The following is a 13225-nucleotide window of genomic DNA, read 5'->3' as shown; positions in this document are numbered from 1 at the left end:
TACTTCTATTTCTATTTCTATTTACAGTTCTAATAGATTGTTAATTCTTAAAACCGTGTATTTTTAACACTCAGAGAACAGGTAACCCTATCGACTTTACACTGATAAAACTCTGCGCAAACTGAGTGATTTGAATATGCGTTATCGATGCGTTTCCTATCGACAACTTCGAGTACAGACTCGGGTTTTTCCAATCAATATCAAGGCAGTGCGCTAACAATATGCGAATCACACCACCATGAGTAACCAACAATATATTGTCACTTGGATCATTCAAAAGTTGCGACCAAGCTTGAGTTACTCTGTCGTGGAAGCCCTGTAAACTTTCTGCGCCAGTTAATTGATGATTAGCAGGATCTTGCCAAAAGGTTTCTAACATTCCCCACTTGTCTTCAAGTTCATCAAATGGGACACCATCTACTTCACCGAAGTTCATTTCCTGAAAGTCTGGTGCAACTGATAAAGGCACTGACATACGCTCTGCAAACAAGCTCGCAAGATCACCACATCGTCTGAGTGGCGAGGAAACCACACTATCAAAGATAATGTCTTGTTTAGCGAGAGCTCCACAGATCTGATATTGAAGATCAGGGTTGACCAACACGTCTGACAATCCGTTAAGTGCTGCCTCCCCTTCGACCTTGCCATGTCTTAATAAATAGATGTTTTTAGTTGTTCCATTAACCATGTGTGCGACCTAGCCTTGAGTATCAAGCAAGTGATTAGATGGTTTTAAGCTCAGTGGTAATCCTGCTGCAACCAGCGTAACGCGTTCAACGACGCGAGCTAGTGCTTGGTTCATGCGTCCCGCATTGTCTACAAACAAGCGCGACACTTTACCCAGCGGCACCACACCTAAGCCGACTTCGTTAGACACCATGATAATTTGCGCTGGGCTTTGCTCGACGCTTTTGACCAATACTTCAACCACGGCTTCAACCTGTTCATTGGTTGCATCATCACCCAGTTCAAAGATGATGTTGTTCAACCACAAAGTTAGGCAGTCAATCAGCACCACATCGTCTTGGGTAAAAAACTGCAGTTCTTCGGCTAATTCAACAGGGGCTTCATGTTCAATCCACTGCTCACCACGACGTTGTTGATGGTGCGCGATTCGTTCTCGCATTTCATCATCAAGATATGTCGCTGTCGCAATATAATTGAGGCGTCCATTTGAACATGCTTCAAGCGCACATAATGCTTGTTGCTCTGCAAAACTAGACTTACCAGAACGAGCTCCACCCAATACCAGATGGCTGTTTCGCTGACTTGTTTGATTAATTTGACTAGCTTGATTCGTGTTTGTCATAGGAAACCGTTATAGAAAGCCATTGTAAAATGCAGTAATGAATACAAGGTAAATCAGTAACTCCATCAACTGTTGAGCTGCCCCCAAGCAGTCGCCAGTAAAGCCGCCAATTCGAGCCATTAACCACTTTTTGAATCCTGTTCTAAACAGATAGGCGACGACAGATAAAACCAAAGCGAATTCAAGACCAAACCACAGGCTTGGCAACACGCCTACAAGCAATAAGAAGGCAAGTTCACCTTTGGTTTGCTTGTTGGCCAAAGGCTTACTTTTACTGGTATCTAAATCGCTAACATAAGGCATGTCATAAATCAGTGATGCAGCAATCGCGCGGCTAAAGGTATAACTGGTCACTATAACCATAAACAGAGCCGTCATGTTGACCAGCTCATTCAACAACACCCACTTGCCAAGCAAAGCCATAACTAGTGCAGACGCGCCATAAGTGCCAATTCGACTGTCTTTCATGATGGTCAAACGACGTTCTAGAGTCATGCCGCCACCAATGCCATCCGCCATATCAGTCAAACCATCTTCATGGAATGCACCTGTGAGCATCAGGCTAAAACTCATCATCAAGAAAATCGCCACTGCACTCGGCAGTACCGTATCAAGTAGCAAAAACACACCGCCACATAGAACACCAAGTAACAAACCAACCGTTGAAAAGTAGCGACCAGAACGGTTCATTCGCTCCGATGAATAGGGCGTGTTCTTTGGCATTGGTAAACGAGAAAAGAAGCCCATCGCCAGCGCAAACAGCTCCCACTGGTAAGTGACTCGATCTCTCAACGATCTTTCTGATACATCACTCATTAAACCGTGACTCCAGCACTTTCGAAGCTCGCCATGTTGTTATAAAACTCGGCTGCCGCACGAATAATCGGCATAGCTAGCGCTGCACCCGTGCCCTCGCCTAATCTCAATCCAAGATCGAGCAGTGGCTCAGCGTCTAGCAGTTCTAACAGAATTTTGTGCCCTGACTCTTCAGAGCGATGAGCAAAGATCATGTAATCACGGCAGTTCGGTTCAATTAAGGTCGCGACATACGCTGCAACCGATACGATAAAACCATCGACTAATATTGGTGTTCTGTTCTGGTAAGCGCCAAGGAAACCACCGACCATTTGAACGATTTCATAGCCACCGACTTGTGCTAGTACCTCTTTGATATCTTTAAGCCCTTTAATATCTGTAAGATCTGCAAGCTCTTTAACTTCTTTAAGCTCTAAACCTTTGCAACGCGCAACACCTAGCTCAACCACAGCCAATTTACGTGCAAGCTGTTCATTGTTGATGCCTGTTCCTAGGCCAACACACTCCGCTGCAGCACGATTCGCTAATGCACTTAAGATCGCTGATGCGCTGCTGGTATTTCCGATACCCATTTCACCAAACATGATGATATTGGTGCCATTCGAAATGGTTCTAGATACAAGCTCTGTACCCAGTTCAATCCCACGTTCAACCGTTTCTAAACTCATTGCCGCTTCATTGGCAAAGTTATTGGTTCGCGTACCCAAGCGCTGAGAGATCAACATGTCACTGTCTGATTCCACAGGCAACAATATCCCCGTGTCGACTACCGTGATATCGATATTATTCACCGTACAGAAGCAATTGATCGCCGCGCCACCACTTAAGAAGTTCAACACCATCTGCTGTGTTACGGCACTTGGAGCAATACTCACACCTTCATCTGCTATGCCATGGTCGCCAGCAAAAATGATGATACGTGGCTTATTCAATTCGATGTGTTCAACCGCAGCTTCTTTGCCTTGGCTCTGAATCAATGCCAATTGATGAGCGACTTTTTCTAGTAAGCCAAGCGCACCGAGCGGCTTAGTTTTTTGGTCAATTCGGTGTTGGATGTACTGTGAGTATTGGGTATCTAACATAGTTTTTAAAAACGCTTATTCTGGGTACGTTAATTTAGGATTGGCTATTTTGGGCGAGCAACAGAGAACACATTAGAAAGCGTCGCGTATTCACCGCCACCAAGTCGAGACAGTGGGTCCAATGCCAACGCATCAACCTTAAGACGTTCACTCTCTTTATCGATCACATCTTCGGAAATGTACACGGTTTCAACTTGAACAAATATCAAACTTTGCGGCACCTCTCCAACTTCTTTTACTTCGTATAAGGTGCAGCCAAAAGCGACCGCGCACTCTTTTACTCTCGGTAAAGAAAAGCCTTCAAATTCAACCAGTTCAATATTATTCGCGGTGACTTCAGAATCACCATGATCGAGAGTGGCTGCTGTTGCTGTCATTGTTTCGGCAGAACTTGAAGAAGCAATGTGAATCACTAGCTTACCCGTTTCTAGGGCGTTACGAGTGGTATCTTTGATTTCGCCAGACGGCTTCTTCCCAACCGATAACATCAGTAGCGGCGGATTACTGGAAACAGGCGTGAAATAAGAGAAAGGCGCTAGGTTGTACTCTTGTTCAGAAGATTCCGTCAATACCCACGCAATAGGGCGAGGAACAACGGTTTGTGTCATCAGGTGATAAATCTGAGTGGGAGCAAGAGTATCAAGCTTGAGGTTCATAGCACGTCCTTGGTCTATGTGAATTACGACTCAGTTTACGTGTTAAGCAATGCTGTATCTATGCCTAATCAACAGAAACCGTAGAGAGTGTTCTTAATTTAAACAGATCACACTGGTTTTTTCTCAAATTGACAATCAAATTGACGAACCCTAAAACACAAACAATACTGATAATAGATTTATCAATAACTTACATTTTGGCATCGTTTATGCTTTATCTAAAGTACTTATTAATCTCTCCATTGATAAGTACCTATACAGTGAATGCCCACAACACTGACGCTACACAAAGAAAGACAATCGATTGAAAGACAGAACAGAACAAAGATTTAGGAGGTGTAATGATTCCAAATTCAAGTAAAAGAAAACCAAATAAATCAAGTAAGAAAACCAGCAAAAAGGTAAGGAAAATCCCACTATCCTTCACCTAGAAAGCAGTAAAGTAAGTAACAAAGCCCGTCGCCCAGCGGGCTTTGTTATCTCTACTGACATCACTTCCTATCTCTTTGTGCAAAAATCAATCGAACAGTTACCAAGTCCAACTAATTAGACATTTAGTACATAACAAAACCACTAAATAAGTAAATCAAATCGCTTTGGTACACTTATCACTCAACGTAAATTATCCCTTACATTTTATGCACTTACATAAATCTCAGAGCCGTTTACATATTAAATCTTGTTGCTAATATTTCCCTGTCAGTTATTAAGGGTACTTATGGAAAACAAAGGCTTCACGTTAATTGAAATGGTGGTGACTATCATCATTTTAGGCATTCTCTCAGTGACTGCAGCACCACGATTTTTGAACCTGAACTCTGATGCCAGGATAGCCACACTCGATGGATTCATTGGCGCTTTCAACGCAACAAACGAAATCGTGATGGGTAAAGCCACTATTGAAGGTTTAGAGAAGGAAAAACTAGCAAAGATCTCAGGTCAAAATATTTGGATAAGATGGGGAACGATCGCTCTCGACTCTGACAATGTTGAAAACGCTATGGAAACGGAAAACTACCATCTATTGAGCTACGGACCTCAATTTAACCCTACGCTGATTGTCTACACAGGCAAAGAAAGGCAGTTTAGAGAACTGAAAGCTTACAACTGTTTCGTTCAACTCACTCGCTCCTACACATTAAATCAAGATCAGCTCATCAACATTGGTGATCTTACAATCAATACATTCTATGACGGGTGCTAACTCAAGCGCCGTGAAGTCTTACTAAACCTAACACCTGCTTTTACAGTTAATTAAAACAGCTCGTACTCGTGAGCTGTTTTTCACCTTTGCTTCGGTTTGTTGTCAGCGACTTTGCCGACATGGAATTGACAATTTGTATGCACCTTCACATTACCAGCGAAGAAATTGCCAATATTCCTAAATAAGGTTTAAATTAAAAACAGTAACTTACATATACGTTAGGGATAGCCATGAGCATTTCTGGAGACAAAACATCGGTTGTTGTGGCTGGTGCAACAGGGCTAATTGGTCATCATGTGATGAGGCAACTCATTGATGAGCCCGCGGTCGACAATATCTATGCGTTATCCCGAAGATCACTCTATTCACAGTTTGACTCCAATAAACTCCACACGCTCATTCATAATGACCTGCAAGTCACGAGTTGGGATGATACGAATGCGACACCTAAACTTGGCGTTATCTGCTTAGGTACGACGAAGAAAAAGGCAGGATCAAAAGAAGCACTTCGCAAAGTCGATGTTGAATTGGTTAGCCAAGTTGCACAATCGATGAAGTTTCTTGGGGTACAACGCGTTGCCGTCGTTTCGAGCTATGGCGCTTCACCAGATTCTTATTCACACTACCTTCGTTGCAAGGGGCAAATGGAACAAAACTTAAAACGTATTGGCTTCAAGCAGCTTTTCATCGCACGTCCGGGGCCGCTGGTTGGTGAACGTGATGAACCAAGAGCCGATGAAAAACTCCTGCAAAGCATCTTTCCTTTAGTCTCTCCCTTTATGTATGGTCAGTTCAAAAACCTACGCCCTATTCAAGCGGAAGACGTCGCGAAGGCAATGTTGTTCCGATTATTCGAAAATAATTTCAAAAATATCGAAATTTACTCGTCAAGTGACATGCTCAATTTATTGGCAAAATATCGCTAAAAAGCTCACCTATTCATCACAATGTTGAATATCCACCCATACCATTGAGTGGATATTACTAATCGTTCTAATAAATTACTTTTCCTTATTTTACGTTTTGTAACAGAACGTTATTTTAGCAGCAGTACTGACACCTATACATCTAGGTGCCTAATTGATCTAAAGTTATTCATAAGGAAAACAAATGTCATTTTCAGCTATCGCTGCCTTAGCGGTATTCACTGGTATCCTCTTTTTTCTCTACGGACAGCAGAAAAAAGAAAACACACTTTCTCGCCTCGTTTTACTCGGTTTAGTTTTTGGTAGTGCATTTGGCCTTGGTCTACAGCTGCTATTTGGTGAAGGCAATCCCATCATCAAAGAGACACTAGACTGGGTAAACATCGTTGGTCGTGGTTACGTTGGATTGCTTAAAATGGTAATCATGCCATTAGTCTTGGTTTCAATGATTGCGGCTGTAGTGAAGCTTGAAAAAGGCGGTTCACTGGGCAAGATTTCTGGTATCACTATTTCAGTATTACTCGCAACAACAGCGATCTCTGCAATTGTTGGTATTGCAGTGGCTCAAGCATTCGGTCTTTCGGCTGAAGGCTTAACAGAGGGCGCGCGTGAAACAGCTCGTATTGCAACACTAGAAAGCCGCATGGGAAGTGTTTCAGACCTAACTATTCCACAAATGCTGATTAGCTTCATTCCGACTAACCCGTTTGCTGATCTAACCGGTGCTCGCTCTACGTCTATCATCGCTGTGGTTATCTTCGGCGTGCTAACAGGTATTGCTGCTCGTAAAGTAATGGCTGAGAAAGAAGAGCTAGAATCACCGATCCGTACTTTCGTTGACGCTGCACAATCTATCGTTATGCGCTTAGTTAAGATGATCATGGCACTCACGCCATACGGCATCGCTGCGTTAATGGCGAAAGTAGTCGCAACATCGAGTGCTTCAGACATCCTAAGCCTACTGGGTTTCATCGTTGCTTCTTACGTAGCAATCATCCTGATGTTTGTGGTTCACGGTGTGTTGGTCTCTTTTGTTGGTGTAAACCCGAAAGAGTACTTCCAAAAAATCTGGCCTGTTCTAACGTTCGCTTTCACTTCGCGTAGTTCTGCTGCAACGATTCCACTGAACGTTGAAGCTCAAATCACTAAGCTAAATGTGCCACCAGCGATTGCTAACCTGTCTGCAACTTTCGGTGCAACGATTGGTCAAAACGGTTGTGCGGGTATCTACCCTGCAATGCTAGCAGTCATGGTTGCGCCTACGGTTGGCATCGACCCAATGGACATCAACTTCATTCTATCTCTGATTGCTATTATCACAGTGAGCTCATTCGGTATTGCTGGCGTAGGTGGCGGTGCAACGTTCGCGGCGCTTATCGTACTTCCAGCTATGGGTCTTCCTGTAACTATCGCAGCACTGCTTATCTCTATCGAGCCACTTATCGATATGGCACGTACGGCGCTTAACGTATCTGGTGCAATGACAGCCGGTACGATCACAAGCCGCCTATTGGGTAAGAAAGACAAGCAACAAGATCTGGAACAAGCGAACGCTTAATGAGTTCGATTGATTCAATAACTTGAGTCTCGTTAAACAAAAAACCGATGCACATGCATCGGTTTTTTATTATCTGTTACTTCTAACTTCCATTGCTTCACAAGCAACAGCACTTAGAGCACAAGTTGAATCACTTTCTCAGCAAGTGCTTCATCGTCATCTTCACTTAATCCGCTGATACCAATAGCGCCAATCACCAGCCCCTTTATCTCAATGGGAACACCGCCTTTAAAGCCAGTGATCTTTGAGTCGGTCCAGTAACTTAAGTCTTTACCGGTTTCTCTCGCCCAAGCGCCTAAGTTACCGCTTGGCTGTCTGTCTCTTGCAGACGTATAAGCTTTGTTCTGTGCTAACAACCCGGCTTGTACGCTCACATTATCCATGCGAATAAACGCCAATAACTCTCCGTGCGTATCACATACGCTCACCGCAATTGCTTGTTGATGATGCTTGGCAATATCAAGAGCATTAGACACCAATTGTTGTGCGATCTTTTGATTCAACATGTTTATTCCTTATGGCAGCGCTTGACCACGTGAGTACACGTATAAGTTGTACCACTCTTCACGAGACAGGTTTATCTGAGTCGCCACCGCTGAAGCTTTGATTCGGTCTAGATTTGTGGTGCCAATAACAGGTTGGATACGAGCAGGGTGACGAAGCAAAAATGCCAACACAATCGCTTCACTTTCTACGCCATATTGATTTGCTAACTGAGCCACGTAGTGCGCCGTCTTTTTCACGTGTTCATGTTCTGAATACAAACCTTGCTCAGCAAATCGGCCTTGTGCCAAACAACCCCAAGCTTGCAGTTGGATGTTATTCATTTGGCAATGTTCAAGGGTGCCTGCGGCGAAGTCTGATTGATGGTGCCCTTGCGAGTTAATCATCACCCCATCGTTCAACCAATCCAATTTGGCTAAGCTCATCTCAACTTGATTCGCGACAATAGGTTGCCCTAGCGCAGATTGCAGATACTGGATTTGGTGACTGTTCATGTTCGACACACCAAAGAAATCGACCTTACCCTGCGCTTTTAAGTGCTCTAACACTCTTGCCAGGTCATCGAGTTCCATCAAAGGATCAGGACGATGTAATAGCAGTACATCGAGCTTTTCAGTATTCAATCGGTTGAGAATACCGTCTACCGATTGGCTTACCCAATCAGCCGAGAAATCATAACGACCAACATTGCCCTCACCTTCAAAACGAATCCCACACTTAGATTGAATGAACATCTGTTCGCGCAACTCAGGGGCTTGTTGTAAAGCTTGACCAAAGGCTTGCTCAGCTTTGCTGAAGGTATAGATATCCGCATGATCGAATAAGTTAATGCCCGATTCTAATGTCGTGTCGATTACACTTCGTGTTTGAGCAACATCCGCACTTGTCACTGGATTATCATTCCAGCCACCACCTAGCCCCATGCAACCATAGGCAACTTGCCCAACATTCGGCAGATGGTTTGATAATGGGATACTCTTTTTGTCATTCGTTTTGTTTGTAGATTCAATGCTGTTCGTCATATCGATTCTCGCTTAGAAAATTTGCTGACCAGAAATATGCCTCTATCATATTGTTCTTTTAAAAAAACAGAATATGCTAGTTACGAAATGATTGTTTGATATGACGAACAATAGATTGATAGGAACGCGCGAATGAACGAACACAAAAGAATTGAACGACTGATCCTGTTTGTAGAACTTGCTCAGCAACTCAACTTTACCAAGGCAGCCGAAAAGCTCGGTATCTCTAAGAGCTACCTTTCTGAGCAGATCAAACGTTTAGAGAACGATTTACAGTGCCCGCTTTTGGTCAGAACCACTCGCAGTGTTCGTTTAACCCAAGAAGGCGAACGCGCGTTACAACAAGGCTTAACGATTCGCTCGCAAGTCTTACAGCTTGAACGCAGTGTTTCTGAGCAACACGACATCGTTAAAGGTCTATTACGCCTCACTGCGCCAAAGATGTTTACTGAGGTATATCTATTCGATATCTGCCAACAGTTTAGGCAGCAATATCCAGAAATCCGTTTTGAGATAAACAGCAGCTACACCAACTTTAATCTAAACCAAGATGATATCGATATCGCGTTTCGCGCCACCAATACGCCACCTGACAACATGGTAGCGAAACACTTGATTAGCTATCAGCATGATTTAGTCGCGACCCCTGGTTATCTTGATCAATTTGGTCGCCCTACCAATGTGAGTGACTTGAGTGATCATCAATGCTTAGCAACGCTGCACCAAACCGAGTGGCCTTTAAAATCGGCAAATATTGATGTGTCCGGCTGGCTTTCAAGCAATGACAACCACTTGCTCAAACAACAAGCTATGGCAGGCAGTGGCATCATCCGTATTGCAAGTTACTACGTTGCGAAAGAGGTCGAACTTGGAGAGTTAGAGCAAGTGCTGCCTGATGAATGTTTGCAACAAGGCAACAGTATTTACCTTTTCTATCCGCAAGTTACTTATCCGGCAAAGAAACACCAAGTGTTCGTTAAATTTGTTCAGGCTTACTTTGATAATTTAAGAGCTTGAAAACTTGAGAGCTTGAAAACTTAAGAGCTTGATCATTTAAGAGCTGAGAGCTTGATAATTTGGTAGTTTAAGAATATGAAAGCTGAGTTAACGAGTTGAAGAAACGGAAACCGATGAACAGATAAATCAAATAACACGAAATAAGGTTTAAATAATCCTCTTGATTTATATACCTATATTTAGAATGGTATTATCGAACAATAATAAAGCGATTTTTTCGAATGCTCTCATCGATGATTGTTCTTGATAGAAAGAAATCGTGCATTTGTTCAATAATACAATGAGTTATCTATGAATGATTAACATAACTGATATATGATGCACCGCTTCAGTATGTCACATCATCTTGGCACCAGTTCGATAACAGGATCCTCATGAGCTTTATTATATTATTACTTCTTCTGCTATTCGTAGGCTTTACACGTTTACTTCAGTGGCGAAAAACCTCTCTGTTTTTATCTCTTGTTCTTATATCGTCATTTGTGTTGATTGGTTCAGGCTTAATTCCTCGTTATTTACTGAACGACCTACAAGCCGATTACGAAAGTAAGCCTGACATCCAATGGTCTGACAATAACGCTATTGTTCTTCTGGGTGCGGGAACGCAGTTAATTAAAAGCACGCAAGAGTTCGAGCCAGCCTTTTTCTCTTTTGGCCGAATCAGCGAAACAGCCAGCCAATATAAAGATTGCGCCAAAACCCAAACCACATGCAAAGTGATCATCAGTGGTGGCGATGCACAAAATAACGGTGTTACCGAAGCAGAAGTTTATCAACAACAATTGCTGAGACTTGACGTTCCAATAGGTGACATCATTCAAGAGCCGAATAGCGTCAACACTTGGAAGAATGCACAGCTCACTAGTGACCTAATGAAGCATCATAAATTCGACAACATTGTGTTGGTTTCATCTGGCCTACATATTCGTCGTAGCGAGCTCTATTTCAACCACTTCGGCTTGAATGTTATTCCAGTGAGAGCCGACTATATGGCAGCTCAAGTTTCGTGGTTGCCACTATGGTACAACTTTGCGGTCACAGATTTTGCTCTGCATGAACAAATTGGCTTTGCTCGTTACAACATCTACAACTTTATGGGTTGGAACAGCAAACGCGAAAAGCCAGGTGATGCTTAATCTCGTTCAATTAAGTTAATTCGAACTAGACAAAATGCAGCAATAATCGAAAGGTTGTTGGCTGCATTTTTTGATCCTGCCTATCACAACACCATTTATTCTTCTCATTTGCGTCTGTTCTTGCCGTTCGGCAACCATTCCTGCTAGCTAATCGCTCAGCCAATTTCCCAAATAGCAAGGCTACGAAAATATAAACGTTCAACAATCAACCACCTAATATTTTGATAGTTGAAACTAATTGAAGTCATCAAGATAAGTCTTTATCAAACAACAAGTTGATCAGTACAACCTCCTGATATCTATAAGTATTTATTTTCAATTCATTTCAGTATTTTTGGCATTGTTTTATATGACAAAGTACACCCCGCTAGAGTCCCTCGGCTTTAAATAATATCAATAAAATCTAATAACTCGATTCTAATAAAAATAGCCAAATAATGGCATTTAGGAACTTATTAATGATTAACGTCAGTAGAACCATTCTATTTAGCACTGCCCTATCGGTAATCTCTTTTACAGCTCATGCGAAGATATACTCAGACCAAATCGTCTTAGATAAACTTGGAGAAGATATCTGTCGTTTCGACTATCGCGCTCTCAACAATTCAGAAGCTCAAGAACATAAAACAGCCCTGATATCCCGCATGAATGTTTGGGACATTGTTGGCCTTCAGCATGATTGGGTGATCATGGGCTCCGGCTATCATGGCCTCATTAAACCAGGTCAACCAAGCAACAAAACCTGGTGCTACCCTAATACACCAGAAGCGGGCTTGCCATACTACGAAGCACAAGCTATTCAAGAGAACAGTAACCTTGAAGTTCAACGAGCTTTAGTTAATGACGACACGAACTTTATCAGGCCGCTAAGTTACTTGGCTCATAGTCTTGGTTACGCTTGGGTTAGCGGCAATAACGGGCGTTACGTCGGTCAAGATATGGCAATAGAGCAACTTAACCATGGTTGGGAGATCAAAGGGAATAACGATGGAAGCTGTACCGGTGAGCGTTGTAATGAGAAGACAACCATCACTGTCGATAACTTCTCTTACGTACTCGATAACACTGCGTTTTGGCACGGTTCTGTAGAAGAAACTGACCAAGAGCTGGTCAACACCCTTACAGCTTATGCTATTAACAAGACTGATCATCCGAAACAAATCGTCGTTGACCTTCATTTTAAGCAATCCACCCATTGGCGTAAAACACAGCGCTTTGACCTTGCTGAATCAGTGATGATTGATGAGAACTTCCACTGGCCGCAAGCTGGGAAAACGGATGTCAGAGTCGTGTTAGAAGAAGGCCAACGCTTTTCTGATACCAACAGTGGCTCTCGCTTGGAGCCAACTGACCTACAAGCCATCATCACTGTACCAGCGAACTCAGTACTTCCCTTTCAAGTCGAGTTCTTACGCTCTACCATCTCTTACCCATACCGCATCAAAACCAACATGAGTTACGACGTGAGCTTCACAGGTTTTCTTCGTTATAGCGGCAATGCGCTGAGCTCACATCCAACAAACCGCCCTACTGTCTCACACACCTTTACCATGGGAACCACCAGCGAAGATCAAGCCAATATCCGCTACCAATGGGACCACCGCTATATTCCTGGAGAGATGAAATGGTGGGACTGGAGTTGGGCAATCAACACCAATGGCTTGAGTAGCATGCAGTACGCCGCAGGAGCCAGTGTCCGCCCGTTCTACTCTCACGTGTCTGGTCAATTCAGTGCTGAATCTCAATATTCAGGGATGATAGATATCGGCGCTGAGCATTCTGTCGATTCATTCGATACAACGACGTTCAACAATCACGAAACCTACTACGCGGGTGATATTAAAATAGTGACTGATTTCAACCCTGACACTTTCGCTCAACTTGGGTATCTAGATGCTCAACTTGTGATTAACCCTGTGCAGCAGTAAGCAAACTCATATTCCCCAATCTAGGTTCACCACACTGGTGGTGAGCTTTTTGCAACCCCTCAATCAA

The 13225-nt window shown here is 43.1% G+C and carries 13 protein-coding genes; 6 read left to right on the top strand and 7 right to left on the bottom strand.

Annotated features, from left to right (window positions below):
• Nucleotides 1-70: 70 nt before the first annotated feature.
• From cobC to M4S28_RS08395, 5 genes are read right to left on the bottom strand one after another with little or no spacing between them, the layout of a single operon-like run.
• Complete coding sequence (cobC, locus tag M4S28_RS08415) at nt 71-688, bottom strand: alpha-ribazole phosphatase family protein (RefSeq protein WP_048611870.1); 618 nt, start codon at nt 686-688, stop codon at nt 71-73.
• A gap of 9 nt (nt 689-697) precedes the next feature.
• Nucleotides 698-1309, bottom strand: coding sequence for a bifunctional adenosylcobinamide kinase/adenosylcobinamide-phosphate guanylyltransferase (gene cobU / locus M4S28_RS08410; protein WP_048611868.1), 612 nt, complete (start codon nt 1307-1309; stop codon nt 698-700).
• A gap of 9 nt (nt 1310-1318) precedes the next feature.
• On the bottom strand, nt 1319-2125 hold the full coding sequence (locus tag M4S28_RS08405) for an adenosylcobinamide-GDP ribazoletransferase (RefSeq protein WP_249631564.1): 807 nt from the start codon (nt 2123-2125) through the stop codon (nt 1319-1321).
• Entirely contained in the window at nt 2125-3207 is a 1083-nt protein-coding gene (gene cobT / locus M4S28_RS08400; RefSeq protein ID WP_249631563.1) for a nicotinate-nucleotide--dimethylbenzimidazole phosphoribosyltransferase, read from the bottom strand. Before cobT ends, M4S28_RS08405 begins: the two co-directional genes overlap by 1 nt.
• 44 nt (nt 3208-3251) lie before the next feature.
• Entirely contained in the window at nt 3252-3863 is a 612-nt protein-coding gene (locus M4S28_RS08395; protein ID WP_249631562.1) for a flavin reductase family protein, read from the bottom strand.
• Between the two features lie 718 nt (nt 3864-4581).
• Between M4S28_RS08395 and M4S28_RS08390 the strand changes: the two genes are divergently transcribed.
• The 3 genes from M4S28_RS08390 to M4S28_RS08380 all read left to right on the top strand — a co-directional run bounded on the left by M4S28_RS08390 (nt 4582) and on the right by M4S28_RS08380 (nt 7551).
• Complete coding sequence (locus tag M4S28_RS08390) at nt 4582-5067, top strand: pilus assembly FimT family protein (protein ID WP_249631561.1); 486 nt, start codon at nt 4582-4584, stop codon at nt 5065-5067.
• A 230-nt stretch (nt 5068-5297) separates the two neighbouring features.
• Nucleotides 5298-5993 (top strand): NAD-dependent epimerase/dehydratase family protein, encoded by a 696-nt coding sequence (locus M4S28_RS08385; RefSeq protein WP_249631560.1) that lies wholly within the window; start codon nt 5298-5300, stop codon nt 5991-5993.
• 184 nt (nt 5994-6177) lie between these two features.
• Nucleotides 6178-7551 carry an L-cystine transporter gene (locus M4S28_RS08380; RefSeq protein WP_108093543.1) on the top strand — a complete coding sequence of 458 codons (1374 nt, stop codon included), beginning with the start codon at nt 6178-6180 and terminating at the stop codon, nt 7549-7551.
• 113 nt (nt 7552-7664) lie between these two features.
• Here the strand turns inward: M4S28_RS08380 and M4S28_RS08375 are convergent, their stop codons facing one another.
• Nucleotides 7665-8057: a GlcG/HbpS family heme-binding protein gene (locus M4S28_RS08375; RefSeq protein WP_249631559.1), complete on the bottom strand. Its 393-nt coding sequence runs from the start codon at nt 8055-8057 to the stop codon at nt 7665-7667.
• Nucleotides 8058-8066: 9 nt separating this feature from the next.
• Nucleotides 8067-9077 carry an aldo/keto reductase gene (locus M4S28_RS08370; RefSeq protein ID WP_249631558.1) on the bottom strand — a complete coding sequence of 337 codons (1011 nt, stop codon included), beginning with the start codon at nt 9075-9077 and terminating at the stop codon, nt 8067-8069.
• A 132-nt stretch (nt 9078-9209) separates the two neighbouring features.
• Between M4S28_RS08370 and M4S28_RS08365 the strand changes: the two genes are divergently transcribed.
• The 3 genes from M4S28_RS08365 (at nt 9210) to M4S28_RS08355 (ending at nt 13158) form a co-directional block, all read left to right on the top strand.
• Complete coding sequence (locus M4S28_RS08365) at nt 9210-10094, top strand: LysR family transcriptional regulator (protein WP_249631557.1); 885 nt, start codon at nt 9210-9212, stop codon at nt 10092-10094.
• Between the two features lie 374 nt (nt 10095-10468).
• On the top strand, nt 10469-11230 hold the full coding sequence (locus tag M4S28_RS08360) for a YdcF family protein (protein ID WP_249631556.1): 762 nt from the start codon (nt 10469-10471) through the stop codon (nt 11228-11230).
• Nucleotides 11231-11688: 458 nt separating this feature from the next.
• Entirely contained in the window at nt 11689-13158 is a 1470-nt protein-coding gene (locus M4S28_RS08355; RefSeq protein WP_249631555.1) for an aerolysin family beta-barrel pore-forming toxin, read from the top strand.
• Nucleotides 13159-13225: the final 67 nt, after the last annotated feature.

It is taken from the genome of Vibrio sp. J383 (assembly GCF_023503985.1).
GTDB lineage: Bacteria > Pseudomonadota > Gammaproteobacteria > Enterobacterales > Vibrionaceae > Vibrio > Vibrio splendidus.
This window is presented reverse-complemented; position numbering and strand designations above follow the sequence as displayed.

Bases quoted from the DNA above. Each gene is read 5' to 3' on its own strand.
- cobC (WP_048611870.1), bottom strand. From the start codon at position 688: ATGGTTAATGGAACAACTAAAAACATCTATTTATTAAGACATGGCAAG.
- cobU (WP_048611868.1), bottom strand. From the start codon at position 1,309: ATGACAAACACGAATCAAGCTAGTCAAATTAATCAAACAAGTCAGCGA.
- M4S28_RS08405 (WP_249631564.1), bottom strand. From the start codon at position 2,125: ATGAGTGATGTATCAGAAAGATCGTTGAGAGATCGAGTCACTTACCAG.
- cobT (WP_249631563.1), bottom strand. From the start codon at position 3,207: ATGTTAGATACCCAATACTCACAGTACATCCAACACCGAATTGACCAA.
- M4S28_RS08395 (WP_249631562.1), bottom strand. From the start codon at position 3,863: ATGAACCTCAAGCTTGATACTCTTGCTCCCACTCAGATTTATCACCTG.
- M4S28_RS08390 (WP_249631561.1), top strand. From the start codon at position 4,582: ATGGAAAACAAAGGCTTCACGTTAATTGAAATGGTGGTGACTATCATC.
- M4S28_RS08385 (WP_249631560.1), top strand. From the start codon at position 5,298: ATGAGCATTTCTGGAGACAAAACATCGGTTGTTGTGGCTGGTGCAACA.
- M4S28_RS08380 (WP_108093543.1), top strand. From the start codon at position 6,178: ATGTCATTTTCAGCTATCGCTGCCTTAGCGGTATTCACTGGTATCCTC.
- M4S28_RS08375 (WP_249631559.1), bottom strand. From the start codon at position 8,057: ATGTTGAATCAAAAGATCGCACAACAATTGGTGTCTAATGCTCTTGAT.
- M4S28_RS08370 (WP_249631558.1), bottom strand. From the start codon at position 9,077: ATGACGAACAGCATTGAATCTACAAACAAAACGAATGACAAAAAGAGT.
- M4S28_RS08365 (WP_249631557.1), top strand. From the start codon at position 9,210: ATGAACGAACACAAAAGAATTGAACGACTGATCCTGTTTGTAGAACTT.
- M4S28_RS08360 (WP_249631556.1), top strand. From the start codon at position 10,469: ATGAGCTTTATTATATTATTACTTCTTCTGCTATTCGTAGGCTTTACA.
- M4S28_RS08355 (WP_249631555.1), top strand. From the start codon at position 11,689: ATGATTAACGTCAGTAGAACCATTCTATTTAGCACTGCCCTATCGGTA.